The 22,083-nt window shown below is 73.4% G+C and carries 23 protein-coding genes; 11 read left to right on the top strand and 12 right to left on the bottom strand.

Annotated elements, in window-relative coordinates:
- Window positions 1–6: 6 nt before the first annotated feature.
- The 5 genes from cofD to JAP66_RS23395 all read left to right on the top strand — a co-directional run bounded on the left by cofD (window position 7) and on the right by JAP66_RS23395 (window position 4,177).
- Complete coding sequence (gene cofD, locus JAP66_RS23375) at window positions 7–1,008, top strand: 2-phospho-L-lactate transferase (protein WP_199433961.1); 1,002 nt, start codon at window positions 7–9, stop codon at window positions 1,006–1,008.
- Window positions 1,001–2,350, top strand: coding sequence for a coenzyme F420-0:L-glutamate ligase (locus tag JAP66_RS23380; RefSeq protein ID WP_199433962.1), 1,350 nt, complete (start codon window positions 1,001–1,003; stop codon window positions 2,348–2,350). The genes cofD and JAP66_RS23380 overlap by 8 nt, the downstream gene beginning before the upstream one ends.
- The gene (locus tag JAP66_RS23385) at window positions 2,347–2,892 is read left to right on the top strand and encodes an NUDIX hydrolase (protein WP_199433963.1); all 546 of its coding nucleotides are present in this window, start codon (window positions 2,347–2,349) and stop codon (window positions 2,890–2,892) included. Before JAP66_RS23380 ends, JAP66_RS23385 begins: the two co-directional genes overlap by 4 nt.
- Before the next feature lie 128 nt (window positions 2,893–3,020).
- Window positions 3,021–3,824, top strand: coding sequence for a hypothetical protein (locus JAP66_RS23390; RefSeq protein ID WP_199433964.1), 804 nt, complete (start codon window positions 3,021–3,023; stop codon window positions 3,822–3,824).
- Window positions 3,821–4,177 (top strand): GntR family transcriptional regulator, encoded by a 357-nt coding sequence (locus JAP66_RS23395; RefSeq protein WP_199433965.1) that lies wholly within the window; start codon window positions 3,821–3,823, stop codon window positions 4,175–4,177. Before JAP66_RS23390 ends, JAP66_RS23395 begins: the two co-directional genes overlap by 4 nt.
- A 6-nt stretch (window positions 4,178–4,183) precedes the next feature.
- Here JAP66_RS23395 and JAP66_RS23400 read toward each other — a convergent pair whose 3' ends face one another.
- Genes JAP66_RS23400 through JAP66_RS23415 form a run of 4 tightly spaced genes read right to left on the bottom strand, consistent with a single transcriptional unit; the run spans window position 4,184 to window position 7,657 of the window.
- Complete coding sequence (locus JAP66_RS23400; RefSeq protein WP_199434031.1) at window positions 4,184–4,948, bottom strand: putative hydro-lyase; 765 nt, start codon at window positions 4,946–4,948, stop codon at window positions 4,184–4,186.
- Window positions 4,948–5,823, bottom strand: a complete 876-nt coding sequence (locus JAP66_RS23405) for a 5-oxoprolinase subunit C family protein (RefSeq protein ID WP_199433966.1) — start codon at window positions 5,821–5,823, stop codon at window positions 4,948–4,950. Before JAP66_RS23405 ends, JAP66_RS23400 begins: the two co-directional genes overlap by 1 nt.
- Window positions 5,820–6,437 carry a 5-oxoprolinase subunit B family protein gene (locus JAP66_RS23410; RefSeq protein WP_199434032.1) on the bottom strand — a complete coding sequence of 206 codons (618 nt, stop codon included), beginning with the start codon at window positions 6,435–6,437 and terminating at the stop codon, window positions 5,820–5,822. Before JAP66_RS23410 ends, JAP66_RS23405 begins: the two co-directional genes overlap by 4 nt.
- A gap of 2 nt (window positions 6,438–6,439) precedes the next feature.
- Complete coding sequence (locus tag JAP66_RS23415; RefSeq protein ID WP_199433967.1) at window positions 6,440–7,657, bottom strand: NRAMP family divalent metal transporter; 1,218 nt, start codon at window positions 7,655–7,657, stop codon at window positions 6,440–6,442.
- 94 nt (window positions 7,658–7,751) lie between these two features.
- Here JAP66_RS23415 and JAP66_RS23420 point away from each other — a divergent pair, with 94 nt between their 5' ends.
- On the top strand, window positions 7,752–8,450 hold the full coding sequence (locus JAP66_RS23420) for a GntR family transcriptional regulator (protein WP_199433968.1): 699 nt from the start codon (window positions 7,752–7,754) through the stop codon (window positions 8,448–8,450).
- A 122-nt stretch (window positions 8,451–8,572) separates the two neighbouring features.
- Here JAP66_RS23420 and JAP66_RS23425 read toward each other — a convergent pair whose 3' ends face one another.
- Together JAP66_RS23425 and manB are read right to left on the bottom strand one after the other, a co-directional pair.
- Window positions 8,573–9,484: a DNA-3-methyladenine glycosylase family protein gene (locus JAP66_RS23425; protein ID WP_199433969.1), complete on the bottom strand. Its 912-nt coding sequence runs from the start codon at window positions 9,482–9,484 to the stop codon at window positions 8,573–8,575.
- Window positions 9,477–10,556 carry a mannose-1-phosphate guanylyltransferase gene (gene manB / locus JAP66_RS23430; RefSeq protein ID WP_199433970.1) on the bottom strand — a complete coding sequence of 360 codons (1,080 nt, stop codon included), beginning with the start codon at window positions 10,554–10,556 and terminating at the stop codon, window positions 9,477–9,479. The genes JAP66_RS23425 and manB overlap by 8 nt, the downstream gene beginning before the upstream one ends.
- Window positions 10,557–10,701: 145 nt before the next feature.
- On the opposite strand from manB, the gene JAP66_RS23435 reads away from it, so the two are divergent.
- Window positions 10,702–11,070: a hypothetical protein gene (locus tag JAP66_RS23435; RefSeq protein ID WP_199433971.1), complete on the top strand. Its 369-nt coding sequence runs from the start codon at window positions 10,702–10,704 to the stop codon at window positions 11,068–11,070.
- A gap of 34 nt (window positions 11,071–11,104) precedes the next feature.
- On the opposite strand, the gene JAP66_RS23440 is transcribed toward JAP66_RS23435, so the two are convergent.
- The 3 genes from JAP66_RS23440 to JAP66_RS23450 all read right to left on the bottom strand — a co-directional run bounded on the left by JAP66_RS23440 (window position 11,105) and on the right by JAP66_RS23450 (window position 14,394).
- A complete protein-coding gene (locus JAP66_RS23440) occupies window positions 11,105–11,968 on the bottom strand; it encodes a glycosyltransferase family 2 protein (RefSeq protein WP_199433972.1) in 864 nt (287 codons plus the stop codon).
- A gap of 128 nt (window positions 11,969–12,096) precedes the next feature.
- Entirely contained in the window at window positions 12,097–13,230 is a 1,134-nt protein-coding gene (locus JAP66_RS23445; RefSeq protein WP_199434033.1) for a glycosyltransferase family 4 protein, read from the bottom strand.
- 72 nt (window positions 13,231–13,302) lie between these two features.
- Window positions 13,303–14,394: a glycosyltransferase family 4 protein gene (locus JAP66_RS23450; protein ID WP_199433973.1), complete on the bottom strand. Its 1,092-nt coding sequence runs from the start codon at window positions 14,392–14,394 to the stop codon at window positions 13,303–13,305.
- Window positions 14,395–14,412: 18 nt separating this feature from the next.
- Between JAP66_RS23450 and JAP66_RS23455 the strand changes: the two genes are divergently transcribed.
- Genes JAP66_RS23455 through lexA form a run of 4 tightly spaced genes read left to right on the top strand, consistent with a single transcriptional unit; the run spans window position 14,413 to window position 19,716 of the window.
- On the top strand, window positions 14,413–15,348 hold the full coding sequence (locus JAP66_RS23455) for a glycosyltransferase family 2 protein (protein ID WP_199433974.1): 936 nt from the start codon (window positions 14,413–14,415) through the stop codon (window positions 15,346–15,348).
- Between the two features lie 29 nt (window positions 15,349–15,377).
- Entirely contained in the window at window positions 15,378–17,894 is a 2,517-nt protein-coding gene (locus tag JAP66_RS23460) for a glycosyltransferase (protein WP_199433975.1), read from the top strand.
- A gap of 17 nt (window positions 17,895–17,911) precedes the next feature.
- Window positions 17,912–19,036: a glycosyltransferase family 4 protein gene (locus JAP66_RS23465; protein WP_199433976.1), complete on the top strand. Its 1,125-nt coding sequence runs from the start codon at window positions 17,912–17,914 to the stop codon at window positions 19,034–19,036.
- 17 nt (window positions 19,037–19,053) lie between these two features.
- A complete protein-coding gene (lexA, locus tag JAP66_RS23470; RefSeq protein WP_199433977.1) occupies window positions 19,054–19,716 on the top strand; it encodes a transcriptional repressor LexA in 663 nt (220 codons plus the stop codon).
- Here the strand turns inward: lexA and JAP66_RS23475 are convergent.
- From JAP66_RS23475 to rfbB, 3 genes are read right to left on the bottom strand one after another with little or no spacing between them, the layout of a single operon-like run.
- Window positions 19,694–20,029, bottom strand: a complete 336-nt coding sequence (locus JAP66_RS23475; protein WP_199433978.1) for a hypothetical protein — start codon at window positions 20,027–20,029, stop codon at window positions 19,694–19,696. The genes lexA and JAP66_RS23475 overlap by 23 nt on opposite strands.
- Window positions 20,026–20,982, bottom strand: coding sequence for a dTDP-4-dehydrorhamnose reductase (rfbD, locus tag JAP66_RS23480; RefSeq protein ID WP_199433979.1), 957 nt, complete (start codon window positions 20,980–20,982; stop codon window positions 20,026–20,028). The genes JAP66_RS23475 and rfbD overlap by 4 nt, the downstream gene beginning before the upstream one ends.
- A gap of 6 nt (window positions 20,983–20,988) precedes the next feature.
- A complete protein-coding gene (rfbB, locus tag JAP66_RS23485) occupies window positions 20,989–21,981 on the bottom strand; it encodes a dTDP-glucose 4,6-dehydratase (protein ID WP_199434034.1) in 993 nt (330 codons plus the stop codon).
- Between the last annotated feature and the right edge of the window lie 102 nt (window positions 21,982–22,083).

Below are 22,083 nucleotides of genomic sequence, written 5' to 3' on the forward strand. Positions count from 1 at the left end.
GGCCCCGTGAAGGTTGTGGTTGTAGTCGGCGGAGTGGGTGGCGCCCGCTTCCTGCTCGGCGTGAAGGCCGCCCTCGGACTGCCCGCCGTCGGCGAGGCGCCCGCGGGCTCACCGCACGAGATCACCGCGGTGGTCAACACCGGCGACGACGTGTGGCTGCACGGCTTGCGCGTCTGCCCGGACCTGGACACGTGCATGTACACGCTGGGCGGTGGCATCGACACCGAGCGCGGCTGGGGACACGCCGGCGAGACGTGGACGGTGAAGGAGGAACTGGCCGCCTACGGCGCCGAACCGACCTGGTTCGCACTCGGCGACAAGGACATCGCCACCCACCTGATCCGCTCGCGGATGCTGCGCACCGGCTACCCGCTGTCGGCGGTGACCGAGGCGCTGTGCGACCGGTGGCGGCCGGGGGTGCGGCTGCTGCCGATGACCGACGACCGGGTGGAGACGCACGTCGTGGTGGACGACCCGGACGAACCGGGCCAGCGCAAGGCGCTGCACTTCCAGGAGTGGTGGGTGCGTTACCGCGCGCGACTGCCCGCGCACGCGATCGTGCCGGTGGCGGCCGAGGAGTCCACGCCCGGCCCTGGCGTGCTGCCCGCGATCGCCGAGGCGGACGCCGTCCTGTTCGCCCCGTCGAACCCCGTGGTGTCGGTCGGCACGGTGCTGTCGGTGCCCGGGATCCGGGAGGCGCTGCGCAAGACCGAGGCGGGGATCGTCGGGATCTCGCCCATCATCGGCGGCAGGCCACTGCGCGGCATGGCCGACGCGTGCCTGGCCGCGATCGGCGTCGAGACCTCCGCCGAGGCGGTGGGCAGGCATTTCGGTTCCCGGCAGACGTCGGAGGACGGCCTGCTGGACGGCTGGCTCGTGCAGTCGGGCGAGTCGGCGGACGTGCCGGGGGTCGCGGTGCGCGCGGTGCCGCTGCTGATGTCCGATGTGGACGCGTCCGCGAAGATGGCGCGCGCCGCCCTCGACCTGGCCGGAGTGAACGTTGACTGAGCACGATCACGCCGCCGCCGGGCGGCTGGAGGTCATCGCGGTCGAGGGCCTGCCGGAGTTCCGGCCCGGCGACGACCTGACCGGCGCGATCGCGGACGCCGCGCGCTGGCTGCGTTCCGGTGACGTGGTGGTGGTGACCAGCAAGGTCGTGTCCAAGATCGAGGGCAGGCTCGTCACCGTGCCGCGCGACCCCGACGCCAGGGACGCCGCCCGGCGCCAGCTGGTCGAGCAGGAGGCCGTGCGGGTGATCGCCCGGTTCGGCCGCACGGTGATCACCCAGAACGGGATCGGCATCGTGCAGGCTGCCTCCGGAGTGGACGCGTCCAATGTGGCCGGCGACAAGGTGGCGCTGCTGCCTGCGGACCCGGACGCGTCGGCACTCGCGCTGCGCAACGGGCTGCGCGAGCGGCTCGGCGTCGAGGTCGCCGTGGTGATCACCGACACGATGGGCCGGGCCTGGCGGCTCGGCCAGACCGACGCGGCGATCGGCTCGTCCGGGCTGCGCGTGCTGCACTCCTACGAGGGCGCCGTCGACGGCCAGGGCAACGAGCTGGCGGTGACCGAGGTCGCGGTGGCCGACGAGATCGCCTCGGCTGCCGACCTGGTGAAGGGCAAGCTCGGCGGCACACCGGTCGCCGTGGTGCGCGGCCTGCGGCTCACCGACGACTCCTCCACCGCCCGCGACCTGGTGCGGCCGGTCGAGGAGGACCTGTTCCGCCTCGGCACCGACCAGGCGATCGAGCGGGGGCGCAGGGAGGCGGTGCTGCTGCGCCGGTCGGTGCGCGAGTTCCGCGACGACCCCGTCGACCCGGCGGCGCTGCGCCGCGCGATCGCGGCAGCCCTGACCGCGCCCGCGCCGCACCACACGCGGCCGGTGCGCTTCGGCTGGCTGCGCGAGCGGCACCGGCGCGACGAGCTGCTGGCGGCCATGCGCGAGGCGTGGCGCGCCGACCTGGCCGGCGACGGGTTCACCGAGGAGCAGATCGCCAAGCGGCTGCGGCGCGGCGACATCCTCTTCGACGCCCCCGAGGTGGTGATCCCGTTCCTGGTTGCCGACGGCGCGCACACGTACCCGGACGACCGGCGCAACGCCTGCGAGCACACGATGTTCACCGTCGCCGCCGGTGCCGCCGTGCAGGGACTGCTCATCTCGCTCGCGGTGGAGGGGCTCGGTTCGTGCTGGATCGGCTCCACGATCTTCGCGGCGGACGTGGTGCGGCGGACGCTGGGGCTGGAGCAGGGCTGGGAACCGCTCGGCGCGGTGGCGATCGGGCACCCCGTCACGGACCTTTCCAGCCCCCGCGAGGCCCGCGAGCTGGACGAAGGGCTGGTGGAGTGGTGAGCCTGCGCGCGGACGCGGTGTCCACACTGGACTCGTGGAAGGCGCCGACGACCGCACAGGATTCGCTGCGGCACGGCTACCTCGGCTTCCTCGCCGCGCGCGAGGACGCCTGCGCGCGGGCGTGCGCGGCCGGGCATCTCACGGCGTCGGCGGTGGTGCTCGACCACGCAGGGGAACGGGTGCTGCTGACGCTGCATCCCCGGGTCGGCCGGTGGCTGCAACTCGGCGGGCACTGCGAACCGGAGGACGAGTCGCTGGCCGCGGCAGCGCTGCGGGAGGCGCGGGAGGAGTCCGGGATCGAGGGTCTGACACTCGATCCGGAGCCGCTGCATCTCGAGGTGCACCCGATCACCTGCTCGCTCGGTGTGCCGACCCGGCACTTCGACGTGCGGTTCCTCGTCCGGGCACCGCATGGCGCCGAACCCGTGCGCAGCGACGAGTCCGAGGACCTGCGGTGGTGGCCCGCGAACGCCCTGCCCGCGGGTACCGAGGACCTCACCGAACTGATCGCCACCGCCCTGGACCGGGTCCGAGCCTCGTGAGTGCGCACACGAGTTAGAACGCGGCTCCTCACTCACGACCGGTGACCTGCGGAAACCGCGCACGGCTTGACTTTGTAGCACCATATGTGTCACGTTGACGGCACAAAGGTTGCTACAAAGGAGGGTTGATGGTCGACGTCGACGAGAACGACCTGCGCCGGGCACGCAGGTGGCTGGCCCGGCACCGGGCGCCAGGCCGCGAGCCGAGCCCGCTGCTCACCGCCCGGCTGGCGGTGCGCGAGCAGGCCCGGCAGCGCTTGGTGGTGCACCTGCTGGTGTTCGGCTTCCTGCTCATCGGCTTCACGCTCCTGCGCGAGTTCGTCGTCGACGTTTCGGTGCGGGCGGGTGGCACGGAACTGATGGGGCCAGTGCTACTGGCCGGGGCCTACCTGCTGATGGCGGGCTCAAGCTGGTGGCTGTCGCGCTGGAAGCGGCGCGCCGAGCGGAGCATCGCCGAGGGGATGCCGCGCCGGGTCGCGCACAGCGCGGTCAGGTCGCCGGGTGAGGTGCTCGGCGGCCCGTTCCTGCTGGCCGCCGGTTCGACCTACATCGGCGGGGTCGCGCTCGGGCTGGGGATGCTGCTGTTCAGCACCAGCGTCGTCGACCGCGCGCTCGGCGTGATCTTCGCGGCGGGCACGCTCGCCGTCGGAGTGGTCGCCGCGGTGGTGGCCGGCGAGGAGGTCCGCAGGCCCGCGCTGGCCGAGGACGACGAGACCCTCGCGGTCGACGACCTGCTGCGCACCGAGGACGCGCACTACATCGTCCCGTTCCCCGTCCTGGTCGCGCTGGTGGCCTCGACCAGCACCCACGGCGCCGTCGAGATGACGGCGCTGCTCGCGTTCACGCTGGTGACCGCGCTGCTGTGGACGGCGACCTACCTGCGCGAGCACCGCCGCCCGCTGGCCCGGCACGCCACGGTGGACCCGCGATGATCGTCAGCGTCGACAGCACCTCCAAGGTGCCGCCGTTCGAGCAGGTCCGCTCGGAGCTGGCCCGGCAGATCAACGACGGCACGCTGGCCGTGGGAACCAAGCTGCCGACCGTGCGCAAGCTCGCCGCCGACCTCGGCATCGCCCCGAACACGATCGCGCGCGCCTACCGCGAGCTGGAGGAGGCGGGGCTCATCGAGACGCGCGGGCGCGCGGGCAGCTTCGTCGGCGCCTCCGGCGACCAGAGCAGGCAGCGCGCCAGGGAGGCCGCCACCGAGTATGCGGCCACGGTGGCGCGCCTGGGCATCGGCCGCGACGAGGCCGTCGCCATCGTCACCGCCGCCCTCCGCTCGTGAGTGCAATCACGAGGCGAGGAACTCGGAGTCGCGGGCGTCGGTGATCGCCATGTGCCCCGGCGCGTGACCGATCGCGAACGGCGGTTTCGAGCGCATCACCGCCGCCTGCGGCGTCACCCCGCACGCCCAGAACACCGGGATCTCGCCGGGCCGGACCTCCACCGCGTCGCCGAAGTCCGGGTGGTCGAGGTCGTCCAGCCCCAGCAGGCCCGGCGCGCCGACGTGCACCGGCGCGCCGTGCACGTCCGGGTAGCGCGAGGTCACCCGCACGGCGGTCGGCACCAGCTCCGCCGGAACGGGCCGCATCGACACCACCAGCGAGCCGGAGAGCCTGCCCGCGGGGCGGCACTCCCGGTTCGTCCGGTACATCGGCACGTTCGACCCGGCCTCGATGTGCCGCACCGGCACCCCGGCCTCCAGCAGCGCGGCCTCGAAGGTGAAGCTGCAGCCGATCAGGAAGGAGACCAGGTCCTCCCGCCAGAACCGGGTGACGTCGGTGCACTCGTCGACCAGCAGCCCGTCCCGGTAGATGCGGTAGGCGGGCAGGTCGGTGCGCAGGTCCCCACCGAAGATGGACGCGCTCGTCTCCCCCGGCTCCGTCACGTCGAGTACCGGGCACGCCTTCGGGTTGCGCTGCGCGAACAACAGGAACTCGAACGCGTACTCGCGCGGGATGCTGAGCAGGTTCGCCTGCGTCCAGCCCGCGCAGTAGCCGGACGTCGGTACCCGCAGCCCGGCGCGGAACCGCTCCCGCGCCTCCGTCGGTTTCATCATCGCGTTCTCCTTCCCCGCGCGGTGAACCGCAGCCGCAGGCCGGGTCTGGCCTGGGCGGCCTTGTCGACATCGGCGGCGACGACGACGGCGATCACCGGATAGCCGCCGGTCACCGGATGATCGGCGAGGAACAACGTTGGCCTGCTCGCCGGGGGAACCTGGAGCGCACCGGCCACCATGCCCTCGCTGGGCAGCTCGTCGTCGCGGCGGCGGTCGAGCGCGGGCCCGTCGAGGCGGATGCCGATGCGGTTGCTCTCCGAGGTCACCGTGTACGGCTCGGCGAGCAGGGTGCCGAGGGCACGCTCGGTGAACCAGTCGTGCCGCGGGCCGGGGACGACGGTGAGCACGAGCTCGTCCGCGGCGAGGGGCGCGACCGGCGCGAAGCCGACCGACGGCCACCGTGCGGGGACGGGCCCGACGGGCAGCACCGTGCCCGGGCACAGGGGTTCGGGGCCCAGCCCGGAAAGCAGGTCGGTCGCCCGCGAGCCCAGCACCGGCGCCACGGTGACCCCGCCGCGCACCGCGACATAGCTGCGCAGGCCGCGCTCCGGAGTCCCGAGGCGCAGCACCGCGCCGGCCGGCACGTGCACCAGCGCGTTGGGCGCGGCACCGCGGCCGCCGACCGTGACCGGGCAGGGCGCGCCGGTCACCACAACCGTGAGCGGGCGCAACGCCCGCGCGGCGAACCCGCCGAGGGTCACCTCGACCGCCGCCGCGGCCTCGTCGTTGCCCGCGAGGCGGTTCGCCAGCCGCAGGGAGCTCCGGTCGGCGGCCCCGGACATGCCCACCCCGATCCCGGCGAACCCGGACCGCCCGAGGTCCTGCACCGTGGACAGCGGGCCCGCCTCGAGCACCTCCAGACCCCCGCTCACCGGCCGGTCTCCTCGAAGAACCTGACCCGCACGCCGGGGCGCAGCAGCGCGGGCGGATCGCGATCGGCGCGCCAGGTCTCCAGACCGGTGCGGCCGATCAGCTGCCAGCCGCCGGGCGACTCCCGCGGATAGATCCCGCTGAATGTCCCGGCGAGCGCGACCGCGCCGGCAGGCACCCGCGTCCGGGACTCGGCGCGCCGCGGGACCTCCAGCCGTGCCGACCCGCCCGTCAGATAGCCGAATCCGGGCGCGAACCCGCCGAAGGCGACCGTCCATTCGGCACCGGTGTGCTCGGCCACGACCTCCCGTTCGGTGAGCCCCGTCAGCCGCGCCACCTCGCCGAGATCCGCGCCGTCGTAGACCACCGGTACCCGCAGCAGCTCGTCCCGGCCGTCCGCGCTCTCGGCTGGCGGCGTCGCGCGCACCACGCGCTCGATCTCGGCGACGTCCGCCTTGGCCGGGTCGAGCCGCAGCAGGAGGGTCCGTGCGGCGGGGACGAGATCGGTGACCCCGGCGGGCGGATCTGCCTCCAGTGCCGCATGCAGACCCCGGACCGCGGCCAGGTCGTCCAGCTCGACCAGCAGCCCGGAGTCGGCACACGGCAGCATCCGCATCGTCAGCCCCACAGCTCCGCGATGCCGCTGAGCGACTTCCATCCCAGGTACAGCGTCAACATCCAGGCGAGCACACCGATCGTCAGCAACCACCGGGGGTAACGGTAGCCGCCGAGCAGGTCCGCACGCCGCGCCGCGACCCACAGCAGCACGCCGAAGCCGACGGGCAGAATCAGCCCGTTGAGCGCGCCCGCGAGCACCAGCAGCGTGGTCGGGGCCTGGTTCAGCAGCAGGAAGGCGACCGCCGATACGGCGATGAAGGCGATGATCAGCCAGTTGCGGTGGCGCCGCAGCGCGGCGGAGAACGTCACCAGGAACGACACCGAGGTGTAGGAGGCGCCCAGCACCGAGGTGATCCCGGCGGCCCAGAGGATCATGCCGAACAGCCGCAGGCCGACGTCACCGGCGGCGTGGGCGAACGCTTCGGCGGGCGGGTTGTCCGTGGCCAGCGATGCCCCGCCCGCGACGACGCCGAGGATCGCCAGGAACAGCACGATCCGCATCACGCCGGTGACCAGCAGCGAGATGACCGAGCTTCGGCTGACCTGGGCGACCTGGCCTGGGCCGGTCACGCCCGCGTCGAGCAGCCGGTGTGCCCCGGCGTAGGTGATGTAGCCGCCGACCGTGCCGCCGATCAGCGTGGTGATGGCGAGGAAGTCGATGGTGTCGGGCAGCACGACCTGGGTCATCGCCTCGCCGACCGGGGGCCCGGAGACGATGGCGACGTAGGTGGTCAGCCCGATCATCAGCACGCCGAGCACGATCACCAGGCGGTCCATCGCCACCCCGGCGCGTTTGCTGAGGAAGATCGCGACCGCGATGGCGGCGGAGACGGCGCCGCCGATCTTGACCTCGAGTCCGAACAGGGCGTCCAGGCCCAGCGACGTGCCTGCGATGTTGCCGATGTTGAACACCAGCCCGCCGAACACCACCAGCGCCGCCATCAGGTAGCCGACGCCGGGCAGCACCCGGTTGCCCAGCTCCTGCGCGCGCAGGCCGGAGACGCCGATGACCCGCCACACGTTCAGCTGCACCGCGATGTCGATCACGATCGAGACCACGATCGCGAACGCGAACGCGGCCCCCAGCTGGACCGTGAACTGGGTGGTCTGTGCGATGAAGCCCGGGCCGATGGCACTGGTCGCCATCAGGAACACCGCGCCGAGCAGAGCACTGCGCTTGACCACGGCACCCGCCGTGCCGGTCGTCTTTTCGGCCATGGGAACTCCCATCGTCTTCGGGTGTGAGGCACGGTACAGAGTTGTTGAACAATCCTGCAAGACTCTTGTGGAACTTCGTTGTTAAGCTGGGCTGATGACCACCACGGACCCGTGGGTCGACCTGCTCGCGGGCGACCGTTCGCTGCTCGATCGCACGAGTACCGCCGAGCGGGTGGCCGACGTGCTACGGCAGCGGATCATCGAGGGGGCGCTGCCGCCCGGCACCCGGTTGTCCGAGGAGAGCGCGGGCCGCGCGCTCGCGGTCTCCCGCAACACGCTGCGGGAGGCATTCCGGCTGCTGGTGCACGAACGGCTGCTGGTGCACGAGTTCCACCGCGGCGTGTTCGTCCGGGTGCTGACCGCCGACGATGTGGTGGACCTCTACCGGATCCGGCGCATGCTGGAGACCAGCGCGGTGCGCCGCGCGGGCACCGCGGATGCCGAGCGGGTCGCCGCGCTCGACCACGCCGTCAGTGCCGGTGAGCTGGCCGCCGAGCAGGAGCGCTGGCGCGACGTCGGTACCGCGAACATGCGCTTCCACCAGGCCGTCGCCGGGCTCGCCTGCAGCCCGAGGGTGGATGAGACGATGCGGCAGCTACTGGCCGAGCTGCGCCTGGCCTTCCATGTGATGTCCCGGCCGCGGGAGTTCCACGAGCCCTATCTCGGGCTCAACCGGGATCTCACGGAGCTGATCGTCGCGGGCTCGACCGCCGAGGCCGAGCGCAGGCTGGACGAGTACTTCGACGCCGCCGAGACCCAGCTCGTCGACGCCTACCGGCAGCTCCCCCGCTGACCACCGTGTCCGCGCCCGGCGCGCACGCGTCCGCGTTCCCTGCACACGTGTCGCGCTTTCCTGGCAGGCCGACGTGCACGAAGCGCGGACACGTGTGCATGGCGTGCGGACACGCGTACGTGTCACATGGCGCGGTAGTCGCGCACCGGGTGGCGCGGGCCGAACCGCGGCCGGGTGTGCCCGGCCGTCTCCAGGTAGCGCACCGCCCGGTGCCGGTGCGGCGCGTACGGGGCCAGCACGGCGTGCATGCCCTCGTCGTCCAGCGGCTCGCCCACGAGCGCCCAGCCGACGACGGCGGGCACGTGGAAATCGCCGAAGCTGACGGCGTCCGGGTCGCCCCACGCCCGCTGCGCGATCTCCGCCGACGTCCAGACCCCGATCCCGCGGACCTGCCGCAGCCACTCCCGGCCCGGCACGCCTCGCAGTTCCACGGCCCGTTCCAGCCGCTCCGCCACGCGCGCCGCGGCAATCAACGTCGTGCGCCGGGTCAGGTCCACTCCGGACCGGTGCCAGTTCCAGTCCACAATGGAGCGGATTGCGGCCGGTGTCGGCGGTACGCGCATCCCGGCGGGTGCGGGCCCCGGCGCGGGCTCACCGAAGCGGCGGCACAGCTCCCGCCACGAGCGCCGCGCCTCGTAGCCGGTGACCTTCTGCTCCAGCACGCTGGGCACCAGCACGTCCCACACGCGACCGGTCGCGCCGAGCCGCAGCAGCGGCGACCGCCGCCTGGCCTCGGCGACGGCGTCGTGGTGCGCGACGAAACCCGAGTCGTCATCGTCGGCGCCGAGCAGCGCCGGCACACCCTCGAGCAGCGCTCGCGCGCCGGCGCCCCACGCCTTCACCTCGACCGCGCCGTCCCGGCGTGCCCGCAGCACCAGCGTGCCAGGGCCGTCGGCTGTGTTCGCGGTGAGCCACGCGTGCCCACCGTCGTCCAGCCGCAGGCAGGGATCGCCGCGCCCGCGCCGCAACGGGGCGAGCACCGCCGGGATGTCGACCGGGAACGGCGGCACCCACCGCCGGTAGCACTCAGGCATCGGAGGAGAACCGCACCGAGCCGTCGGGAAGCTCGACACCGGGCCACACCCTCGCCCCGTCGAGCAGCTCGCAACCGGCCCCGACCGAGGCGCCGTCGGCGAGGACCACACCGCGCAGCACGGTGCCGGCCCCGACGCGCGTCCCCGCGCCGAGCACGGAGCGCTCGACGACCGCGCCCTCCGCCACGCGCGCGCCGTCGAACAGCACCGACCCGGCCACCCGGGAACCCGGGCCGACCTCGGCGCAGGCCCCGATCGTCGAACCCCCGGTCACCGCCGCGTCCGCCGCCACGGCCGCGCCGTCGAGGCACAGCTGGTCACCCGCGGGCCCCGGCAGTGCCGAGGTCGGGGCGACGCCGCGCACGAGATCGGCCGAGCCGCGCACGAACGCCTCCGGCGTGCCGACGTCCAGCCAGTACGAGCTGTCGACGAAACCCTGCACGCGCGCGCCGGCGTCGAGCAGCCCCGGAAAGGTCTCGCGCTCCACCGACACCCGCCTGCCCGCGGGGATCGCCTCGATCACCGAGCGGCGGAAGACGTAGCAGCCCGCGTTGACCTGGTCGGTCGGCGGGTTCGGCGTCTTCTCCAGGAACGCGGTCACCCGGCCGTTGTCGTCGGTCGGCACCGAGCCGAACCGGCTGGGATCGGCCACGCGCTGCAGTTGCAGGGTGACGTCCGCCGCCGCCGCGCGGTGCGCGCCGACGAGCGCACCGAGGTCGGCGCCCGAGAGGATGTCGCCGTTGAAGATCACCGCGTCCTCGGCGCGGAGCTTTCCGGCGACGTTGCGGATCGCGCCGCCGGTGTCCAGCGGCTCGTCCTCGACGACGTAGTCGATCTCCAGGCCGAACGCCGAGCCGTCGCCGAAGTGCTCCTCGAAGACCTCGGCACGGTAGGACGTGCCGAGCACCACGTGCTCGATCCCGGCCGCGCGGATCCGGGAGAGCAGGTGCGACAGGAACGGCACGCCGGCGGTCGGCAGCATCGGCTTCGGCGCCGACAGCGTGAGCGGGCGCAGCCGCGTGCCCTTGCCCCCCACGAGAATCACGGCATCGACGCCGGGAACGGACGTCATCGCGAGCATCCCTCCATCTCTGACCCACCGACCGGCGACAAGCCGCGGGAAACGCTGACGGCGTGCGGCCGGAGGGCCTACCCTAGACAGCACAGCGGCGGCCCCGTTCGGAGAGGGCCTCGGGTGAGGTACGGGAGGCGAGGGCATGGACCCCCGCGATCGGGCGGACGCCTTGCTTTCCCGCGCGCAGGCGCGGGACGGCGTCGTCACGCCGGACAACATGACATCACCGATGGATGCCGCGAACACCCAGCAGATACCCAGATCCGTGGTGTCCCGGATCGACGAGCAGGACCCGGACAGCACCACGGTCCTGCCGTCGTCGATGATCGAGCAGTCGATGGCCGAGAGCGGCAGCCACCTGGACGAGTCGGAGCCGACCACCCGGCTGGACCTGCCGCCCTCCCGCGGGCCCGAGCCGGAGGTCGAGCGCACCGAGATCGGCGGGCTGATCCCGACGACCACCACCCGGCGCACCCAGTCGGAGCTCTCCCGCCGCCTCGACGGCCTGTGATCGTGCCCGTGGTCGCCGCCGCGCGGACCGGCGCTCAGCCCCGGCGGGTCTCCAGCCGCAGCCGGATCGCCAGCCCCGCGCGGACCAGCGCCAGCACCGGCCGCCACGCCAGGCCCCGGTGCCGGTCGGCCAGGTAGCGGTAGGCGCTCGCGTGGTGCGCGGCGAGCATCCGCGCGGACGCCTTCGAGGTCGCCTGGCCACCGATGTGCATCACGCCCGCCGACGGCGCGTAGACGTTGAGCCAGCCCGCCCTGCCCAGCCGGTCACCGAGGTCGACGTCCTCGAAGTACATGAAGTAGCGCGGGTCGAAGCCGCCGACCGCGTCGAAGGCGGTGCGCCGCAGTAGCTGGCAGGAACCGGACAGCCAGCCGGCGGTGCGCTCGGCCGGTTCGCCCTGCTCCTGCCGGTAGGCCCGGGTCCACGGATTGCCGCGCCACACCTTGCCGAACAGCGCGTGCCCGATGCCGCGGCCGAGCGAGGGCAGCAGCCGCGCGGACGGGTACACGGTGCCGTCGGGTTCGCGGATCAGCGGCCCGAACGCGGCGCCCCGCGGCCACCGTTCGGCGACGTCGAGCAGCTCGTCCAGCGACCCCGGGTCCCATTCCAGGTCCGGGTTGGCGACGACGACCCAGCCGATGTCGTCGCCGAGCACGGCGACGCCCCGGTTGGCGGCGGTGCCGTAGCCCAGGTTGCCGCCGGTGGACACCAGCCGCACGTTGTCGCGCTCGGCCGCCTTCTCCGGCGCGCCGTCGGTCGAGCCGTTGTCGGCGAGTACGACCTGCACGTCCCGCGTGGTCGCCTTGGCGAGCGTGTCGAGGAATCGCTCCAGGGTCTCCCCTGGCGAGTAGGTCACGATCACCACGGCGACCCCGTCGCCGTAGTTCTTCGGCTCGGTCACGCGGTCATTGTGCACCTGTCACTCACCGTGACTCCGTGGCGGGCAAGATGTGTCGATGACCGTGCACGCTTCCCGCTGCAGGTCACGTGTCGTGAGGGCGTACACGAGTTGGAACACCTGTTACGCAGTCACGAGCGGTGCGCGCGATGGCGATGCCACGCCTTCTCGTACGCCTCCCGGTGCCGCTCGGCGGTGCCGCTCCACGAGAACTCCTTGGCCCGCAGCTGCGCGGCCTCGGCGAGCGTCGCTCGCCGGGTCGGGTCGGCGAGCAGTTCGCCGAGCGCGGCGGCCACGTCGCCCGCACCCACCCCGCAGTAGGCCACCGCGTCGCCGCCGACCTCGGGCAGCGACAGCCTGCGGGTCGTCAGCACGCACGCACCCGAGGCCATCGCCTCCAGCACCGGCAGGCCGAAACCCTCGCCGAGACTCGGGTAGGCGACCAGCTCGGCCCCGCCGAGGAACCCGGCCAGCGTCTCGAACGGCAGGTAGCCGGCCCGGATCACGCGCAGCCGGTGCGGCACCGCGTCGAGTGCCTTCTCGACCTGGCTGTCCCAGCCGGGCTGGCCGGCCAGCACGAGCGCGGGCGGCTCGGCCTGGCCACCGACGGCCTCGGCGAAGCCCCGGATCAGCGCGGGCACGTTCTTGCGCGGCTCGAGCGCGCCGAGGAACGCGACGTACGGCGTGTCGCCGAGGCCGATCACGTCCCGTGCCGCGCGGATCTCCTCCGGCGCGGGCGGGTGGAACCGCTCCACGTCCACGCCGTGCTGGATGATCTCCAGCTCGGCGGTCCGCGTGCCGGTGACCCGCTCCAGCTCGCGCGCGGTCGCCACGCTCGGCACCACGCACAGCTCCGCGCGGCGCAGCGCGGTGACCGTCCACGCCCGGAAGAAGCGGGCCTTCACCGACGAGTGCAGCATCGCGTCGGTGAAGAACGTCGCATCGTGCAGCGTGACGACCGATGCCGCCCGGCCAGCGAGCGGCATCGTGTAGTGCGGCGAGTGGACGACGTCCACGCCCAGTCTGCGCACGAGCATCGGCAACGTCGTCTGCTCCCAGGTCAGCCGGGCCGTCCTGGTGGCGGTGGACTGGGCAGTGGGGACCACCGAGGCGTGCGGCGCGAGCTCGGCGTAGAGCCGGCCGTCCCTCGGCTGGCACACGACCGTGACGCGCGCACCGTCGGCGTCCAGTGCGGCCACGAGCGAGTCGACATAACGACCGACACCGCCTCGGTCCGCGGGTACGGCCGTGGCGTCGATCAGCACGCGTGGTTCAGCCACCCGTGCAGCCTACGACCACGGCCACGTCCGGTTGGTGGGAATCCGGCAAACTCCGCATCAGCGCACACCCAGGTGCAGCTCCCACACCGCCTCGGCCGCGCGGCGCCAGGTGAACTCGGCGGCCCTTGCCCGGCCGGCGGCGGCCAGCCCGGCGGCCAGCTTCTCCGAGCTCAGCACCTCCCCCAGCGCGGTGGCCAGTGCCGCGGCGTCGCCGCGCGGCACCATCCGGCCCGCTCCCCCGGCGACCTCCGCCAGCGCGGGCGCGTCCGAGTGCACGACCGGCACCCCGGCCGCCATCGCCTCCAGCACCGGCAGGCCGAAGCCCTCCGCGCGGCTGGGCGCGGCCAGCACGCTCGCCCCGCGCAGCACCGAGGCCAGCTCGGCGTCCGGCAGCCTGCCCAGCACGCGCACCCGCCCCTCGGGCAGCCCGTGCCGCCGGGCGAGGGCGTGCGGGTCGAGCCCGCCCCAGCCGGGCTGGCCGACGAGCAGCAGCGGCACGTCCGGCGCCGCCGACGACCCCGACAACATCGACATCGCCTCGACGAGCACGTCGATCCCCTTGCGCGGCTCGATCGTGCCGAGCGCGAGCACGTAGCGCGCGGGCACGTCGACCGGCACCGGCGACGGCAGCTCGGTGACCCCGTGCCCGGCCACCCGCACCCGGGCCGCGGGCTGCACGTACCCGGCCAGCTCACCGGCGACGGCCTCCGTCGGGACGACCAGCGCGTCGGCCCGCCGCGCCGCCCTGGCGATCATGGTCCGGTGCCAGCGGACCCCGCGCGGGGTGAGCGTCTCCGGATGCGTCCACGGCACGGTGTCGTGCACGGTGACCGACAGCGTCCGGCCACGGCCCGCACGCGGCGGGGCGAGCGGGGTCGGCGCATGCACGGCCGTACCGCCGGGCCACAGCGGCACCCCGGCCTGCCAGCAGGCGATCAGCGCCCGCGGTGGCAGTGGCAGCACGCGCGGCCCGCCCACGCCGTCGATCCGGGCGGGCCCGGTGTCGGCGTGCCGGGCGACCACGCTGGACACCGTCCAGCCCTCGGGCGTGGTCCTGGCGAGCGCACGCAGCAACTCGGCGGTGTAGCGGCCGGTTCCCCCGGGGACGGGCGCGAGGAGCTGCTCGGCGAGCACGACGAGTTCGGGCACCCCGCTATTCTGCTCCCCGTGCCCTCCACCACCGTCGTCGTCGTCACCTGGCGCGGCGCGGAACACATCGCGGAGTGCCTCGACGCGCTGGCCGCGCAGGATCGTCCACATCGGATCCTGGTCGTCGACAACGCCTCCACCGACGGTACGACCAGGCTGCTGGCGGCACACCCCGCGGCGCCCGAGGTGCTGCGCCTGCCGCGCAACGCAGGCTACGCGGGCGGGATCGCCGCCGCGCTGCCCCGGGTGCGGACGCCGTTGCTCGCCTGGCTCAACGACGACGCCGCGCCGGGCCCTGGCTGGCTCGCCGCGCTGGAGGACGCGATGCGCCCTGGCGTCGCGGCGGTGGCGTCCCGGCTGGAGCACCCGGACGGCACCGTCCAGTCACTCGGCGTGCGGCTGACCGCCGACGGGCACGGGGCCGACCTGCGCGCGCTGCCCGCAGGCACGGACCCGTTCGGCTTCTGCGGCGGCGCGGTGCTGCTGCGCACCGCCGCGCTGCGGAACGCGGGCGGGGTCCCCGCTCGCTTCTTCTGCTACTACGAGGACACCGACACCGCGTGGCGCCTGCGCCTTGCGGGCGGCCGGGTCGTAGCGGCTCCGGACGCCGGGCAGGCGCCGGGGACGGCCGTGCGGCACCGGCACGGCGCGAGCACCGTGCCCGGCTCGGCGCGGTTCCACCGCTGGAACGAGCGCAACCGGCTGCTCATGCTGCTGCGCTGCGCGCCCGCGCCGGTCGCGCTGCGGGAGCTGGCCCGCTTCGCCGCCCGCACGCTCGTGCTGCCCGTGCGCACGAGCAAACCGGACGCGGCCAACTTCCGGTTCGGGCTACGCTGCCGGGTCCTGGCCGAGGTCGGCGCGCTCCTGCCTGCGACACTGCTGGCGCGGCGGGCGATCGGCAGGCGCGCCAACGTGGGCCGGACCGAGGTCTGGCGGACCTGGGCCCGCGGCTAGTCTGAGGACCGGTGGGAAGGAGCGCGGCGTTGGCGCAGGGGGACACGACACATCCGCTGGTCTCGGTCATCGTGGTGAACTACCGCGGCGCCGGGGACACCATCGCCTGCCTGCGCGCACTCGCCGCGCACGACTACCCGCGGCTCGAGCTCGTCTGCGTCGAGAACGCCTCCCCCACCGACGACGCCCGGCGCATCAGGGCCGCGGTGCCGGACGTGCGGCTCGTCGAGTCCGCGCGCAACCTCGGCTTCGCGGGCGGCTGCAACCTCGGCGCCCGCGAGGCCCGCGGCACCGTGCTCGCCTTCCTCAACAACGACGCGCGCCCCGGCCCGGCATGGGTGAGTGCCGCGGTGACCACCCTGCGCGACGAGCCGACCGTGGCCGCGGTGGCCAGCAAGGTCGTCGACTGGGAAGGAACCTCGGCCGACTTCGTGGACGGCGGGCTCACGTGGTTCGGGATGGGCTACAAGCGACACGCGGGCACGCCGCTCGCCGACATCCCGGCCGCCGAGCACGAGGCGGCCAAGGACGTCCTGTTCGGCACGGGCTCGGCGATGTTCGTCCGCGCGTCCGTCTTCGCCGAGCTCGGCGGGTTCGACGAGCGCTTCTTCATGTTCTACGAGGACGTCGACCTCGGCTGGCGGCTGAACCTGCGCGGCTGGCGGGTGCGCTACGTACCGGAGTCGCTGGCCGTCCACCGGCACCACGGCACGATGTCCGAAGTGGACTCGCCGGAGACCGGCCGGGAGACCTTCCTGCTGGAGCGCAACGCGCTGGCCGCGCTCTACAAGAATCTCTCCGCCGAGAGCCTCGCCGCCGCGCTGCCCGCCGCGCTCGCGCTCACCGTCCGGCGCGCCACCGCCCGGGGTGAGCTCGACGCCACGCGGCTCGACCTGAGCCGTGACGCCGGGCCTGCCGAGACCGGTCCGGTGCCGCTGCCCCGTACCGCGCTCGCCGGGGTGCTGGCCGTCGACCAGTTCGTCGAGCTGCTGCCCTCGCTCGCCGCCTCCCGCGCCGCGGAGCAGGAGGCACGCGTGCGCACCGACGCGGACCTGCTGCCGCTGCTGCGCAACGCCATCGAACCGGCCTACCCACTGCCCCGCTACCTCGCGGCACACGACATCCTCGTCGAGGCCTTCGGCATCGAACGGGCCTTCGGCGCGCGGCGGAAGGTGCTGGTGCTCACCGGCGACGCGATCACCGAGCGGATGGCGGGCCCGGCGATCCGGGCGTGGAACATCGCCGGGGCGCTCGCGGCCGAGCACGACGTCCGGCTGGTCACGGTCAACCCGGTCGCCGACCCGCCGCCTGCGCCGTTCGCCGTGGGCGCGGCCCGCCGCCGCGATCTCACCGGGCACGTCGAGTGGGCCGACATCGTGATCCTGCAGGGGCACGTGCTGGAGATGACCCCGGCGCTGAAGAAGGAGCAGGCGCACAAGATCGTCGTCTGCGACCTGTACGACCCGATGCACCTCGAGCTGCTCGAACAGGGCAAGCGGACACCCGACGACCGGCGGGCCGCCGACCTCGCCGGGGTCACGAAGGTGCTCGACGCGCAACTGGAGCGCGGCGACTTCTTCCTGTGCGCGTCGCAACGGCAGCGGCACTTCTGGCTGGGCCACCTGGCCGCGCTGGGCCGGCTCTCCCCCACGCTCTACGACGCGGACCCCAGCACGCGGTCGCTGCTCGCGGAGGTGCCGTTCGGGCTGTCCCCACAGCCGCCGCGGCGCACCGGGCCGGGCCTGCGCGCGGCGTTCGACGAGATCGCAGGCACCGACCGGGTGGTGCTGTGGGCCGGCGGCGTCTACAGCTGGTTCGACCCGCTCAGCCTCGTCCGCGCCGTCGACCTGCTGCGCGAGCGGCGGCCGGACCTGCGGCTGGTGTTCCTCGGCATGCGCCACCCGAACCCCGAGGTCACCGGCATGGACATCGGCGCGCGGACCGTCCGGCTGGCCGACTCGCTCGGGCTCACCGGCAAGCACGTGTTCTTCAACGAGCAGTGGGTGCCCTACGAGCAGCGGCAGAACTGGCTGCTCGACGCCGACTGCGGGGTCACCACGCACTTCGAGCACGTCGAGACCACGTTCGCCTTCCGCACCAGGGTGCTCGACTACCTGTGGGCAGGGCTGCCGATCGTCACCACCGACGGCGACGCGTTCGCCGATCTGGTGCGGGCGGAGCGGCTGGGCGTCGTGGTCCCCGCCGAGGACGCCGGCGCGCTCGCCGACGCGCTGGAGCGCTGCCTCTACGACACCGAGTTCGTGGCCGCGTGCCGGGAACGCATCGCCGAGGTGGCGCAGCGCTTCACCTGGCCGCGCGTGCTCGAACCGCTGCTGGAGTTCTGCCGCGACCCGCGGCCCGCCGCGGACCGGCTGCCGGGCACCGCGGCTCTGGCTCCGGCCGACCCGGTACGCGGCAGGGAGCTCCTGCGCCGCGACCTCGCACTGGTCCGGGAGTACCTCGCCGAGGGCGGGCCCGCCGAGCTCGCCCGGCGAGCCGGTGGGCGGGTGCTGAAGCTGGCGCGCCGCGGACGCCGTCATGCCTGACGGGAAGGACTGACGACATGACGTCCGAGCCCCGTGTCGCGCGCGCTCAGGCGGGCACCGAACGGCCGCTGCGCGTGCTGCTGGACGGCACCCCGCTGCTCGGTGCCCGCACGGGGATCGGCCGCTACACCGCCTCCCTCTCCGAAGAGCTCGCCTCGATGCCCACTGTGGATACTCGTGCGGTGGCCTTCACGCTCCGCGGCTGGCGCAGGCTGCGCAAGGTGCTGCCGCACGGCGCGCGGGCCCGCGGGATGCCGGTGGCCGCGCGGGCGCTGCGCGCGATGTGGCTGCGCTCGACGTTTCCCCCGGTGGAGTTGTTCGCCGGTCCAACCGACGTCGTGCACGGCACGAACTTCGTCCTGCCCGGCACGTTCCGTGCGGCCGGTGTGCTCACGATCCACGACCTGGCGTTCCTCGACGCGCCGGGCGAGCTGCCGCCCGGTGACCGGAGGCTGCCCGAACTGGTGCTCCGGGGCGCCCGGCGGGCCGACGTGATCTGCACCCCGACCGCGGCCGTGGCCGACGCGGTGGCCGAGCGGCTGGACATCGACCGCGGCAAGATCGAGGTCACCCCGCTCGGCATCGACGCGGGCTGGTTCACCGGCAGGCCGCCGAGCGAGCAGCTCCGGGAACGGCTCGGCCTGCCCGCCCGGTATCTGCTGTTCACCGGAGCCGCCGGGCCGCGCAAGGGACTGGACTGGCTCTCCCGCGCGCACGCCGCCGACCCCGGGCTGCCCCCGCTGGTTTTCGCCGGGCCCGGCCCGTTCCCGGCAGGCGGGCGCTCGCACCACCTCGGCTATTTGTCCGATGTGGACCTGCAACGGGTGGTCGCCGGCGCCGCGGCGCTCGTGCTCCCTTCACGGGACGAGGGCTTCGGGCTGCCGGTGCTGGAGGCGATGGCGTGCGACGTGCCCGTGGTGTGCACCGACGTGCCCGCGCTGCGCGAGGTGTCCGGCGGGCTCGCGGCGCTGGTGCCCTACGGCGAGGTGGACGCACTGGTCGAGGCGCTGCGCGCGGCGGTGGACGACCCGCACGCGGCCTCCACCTCGGCGACCCGCCGGGCACACACGGCGAGCTTCACGTGGCGCCGCTGCGCGGAGGCCACCATAACGGCTTACCGCAGGGCCGCCGCGCGCTCGTGACCCCTATCATTCCGCGGGTGAGCACCTACGATGATCTTGACGCGTTCGAGCACCTGGACACCTCCGCCCTGCCCCAGCGTCAGCAGCGAATACTGGCCACGATCCGGGACTGGGTGACGAGGTACGGGTACTCGCCGAGCACCAGGCAGATCGGTGACGCCGTCGGCCTGCGATCGTCGTCGTCGGTGTCGAGGCACCTGACAAGCCTTGAGGAGCAGGGATTTCTCCGGCGCAGCACCACGATGTCCCGGCCGATCGACGTGCGTGCTTTCCTGCGGGGGCCCGGTACGCGCGAGCCTGCCGACGACTCGGTGCCCGTGCCCGTGGTCGGCGACATCGCCGCGGGAAGTCCCATCTCGGCCGAGGAGCACGTCGATGACGTGCTGACGCTGCCGAGGGAGATCACCGGGCGCGGGAACGTCTTCGGCCTGCGTGTGCGCGGTGACTCGATGATCGACGCCGCCATCTGTGACGGCGACATCGTCGTGGTGCGACAGCAGTCCGAAGCGCATTCGGGCCAGATCGTCGCCGCGATGATCGACGACGAGGCCACGGTCAAGGTGTATCGCCGCCGCAACGGGCACGTCTACCTCGAGCCGCGCAACCCGGAGTACGACGTCATCGACGGCGACGGCGCCGTCGTCCTCGGCACCGTTGTCACGGTGCTGCGCAGCGTCTGACGGAACGCGCCGACAGGGTGCGCCGAACGTACCCCGCCGCGAGGAGCGCGGCGCTGGGCAGGAAGTAGAGCCCCAGCAGTGCGATCCCCAGGAATGCCCACGCTGCGAGCGCCACCGCCCCGAGCGCGGCGGCAGGTGACTGGTGGCGCCGCGGCAGCAGCAGAGGGGCGCTGGCGACCAGCGCGGGAGGCGCCACGATCAACAGAGTGCCCGGTTCCAGCAGTACGGTCAGCACGATGGCGGCGCACCACGCGTATGCAGCGGCCGCGACGGTCCAGGGTGCGGCGCGAAACCCACGGACCAGTGCGCTCACCTCCGGCACTCCCCTGGCTGGTCCGGACTCGCGGACAGGTCCTCAGCACCGCGCAGGGCGTCCCCGTGCCGCTCGGCGAACTCGGCCAGCGCCTCCCGCCACGGGCGAAGCGGCGTCAGGCCGGCTTCCCGCCACGCGGTGCCGGAGAGCACCGAGTACGCGGGACGCGGCGCGGACCGCGGGAAGTCCTCGGTGCGGCACGGGCGGACCCGCTCCGGGTCGGCGCCGAGCTCCTCGAAGACGGCACGGGCGAGCGTGTACCACGTCGCCTCGCCGGCACCGGTGCAGTGCAGCACCCGGCGGGCGGGACCGTCGCCGTCCGCGACCCGGCCGGCGAGCTCCAGCAGTCCGGCGGCGAGATCCGCCGACCAGGTCGGCGTGCCACGCTGGTCATCCACAATGGACACCGAGTCGCGCTCACGTTCGAGCCTCGCCACGGTACGGACGAAGTTGCCTCCGTGTGCGCCGTAGACCCACGCGGTGCGCACGATCCACGCCCGCGCACCGGAGCCGAGCACGGCGTCCTCGCCCGCGGCCTTGGTGCGCCCGTAGGCGCTGCGCGGGCCGAGGGGGTCGTCCGGCTCGTAGGGCCGGTCCGCGTCCCCGGAGAAGACGTAGTCGGTGGACACGTGCACCAGCGGCACGCGGCGGGACGAGCAGGCCGCCGCGAGCACCCTCGGCCCGTCGGCGTTGACGGCGAACGCCCGCTCCTCGTCCTGCTCGGCCGCGTCCACCGCGGTGTAGGCGGCGGCGTTGATCACCACGGGCAGCCGCCCGGACTTCCGTGCGCCGGTGGCCAGATCGGCGACCGCCTCGACGACGGCGCCCGTCTCGGTCATGTCCAGCTCGGCCCTGCCCGGCGCTGTGACCTCGGTATCGTCGCCGGACAGGGCCGCGAGGTCCCTGCCGAGCTGACCGGTGCCCCCGGGCACGAGAACTGCGAGTCGGGACAACGTCGATCACCTTCCAGTGAGGACGGCACGGTTCTTCAACGGCTCCCACCACGCCCGGTTGTCCGCGTACCAGCGCACGGTGTCCGCCAGGCCGGTGTCGAAGTCGATCCGGGGACGGTAACCCAGCTCGGTGCGGATCTTGGTGATATCGACCGAGTACCGCCGGTCGTGCCCCTTGCGGTCCTCGACCGGGCGGACCATCTCCCAGCCCGCGCCGACCGCGCTGAGCAGCCGCTGCGTCAGCTCCCGGTTGGTGAGCTCGGTACCACCGCCGATGTTGTAGGTCTCGCCCGCGCGGCCGCCGTCGACGACCAGCTGGATGCCGGAACAGTGGTCGTCCACGTGCAGCCAGTCCCGGACGTAGAGGCCGTCGCCGTAGAGCGGCACCGGCTCGCCGTCGAGCAGGTTGGTGACGAACAGGGGGATGACCTTCTCGGGAAACTGGTACGGACCGTAGTTGTTCGAGCACCGGGTGACACATACCGGTAGCCCGTAGGTGCGGTGGAACGAGCGGGCAAGCAGATCCGACGACGCCTTGGAGGCCGAGTACGGCGAGTTCGGCTCCAGTGCGTGGTCCTCCGACCACGAGCCCTGCTCGATCGAGCCGTACACCTCGTCGGTGGAGACGTGCACGAACCTGCCCACCCCGGCGTTGAGCGCGGCCTGCAACAGAGTCTGCGTGCCGACCACGTTGGTGAGCACGAAATCCGCGGATCCGGCGATGGAACGGTCCACATGCGACTCTGCCGCGAAGTGCACGACGAGGTCCACGCCGGCCATCACCTTGGCGACCGCCGCGGCGTCGCAGATGTCGCCGCGCACGAAGCGCAGGCGGGGGTTGTCGGCGACCGGGGCGAGGTTGTCCTCGCAGCCGGCGTAGGTGAGCTTGTCGAGCACCACGATCTCGGCGTCACGCAGCGTGGCGTACTCACCGGACAGCGCCTGCCGTACATAGTGCGACCCGATGAACCCGGCACCCCCGGTGACCAGGACCCGCATCTTCATCCCTCCCGCGTCGATCCGCGCAGTCTGCCACGCCCTCGTCCCTTGAAAACGCAACATCCAGGCAACGTTTGTCGATCCTACGGACGTGTAATGCAC

The organism is Qaidamihabitans albus, assembly GCF_016464705.1.
Taxonomy (GTDB): domain Bacteria; phylum Actinomycetota; class Actinomycetes; order Mycobacteriales; family Pseudonocardiaceae; genus Qaidamihabitans; species Qaidamihabitans albus.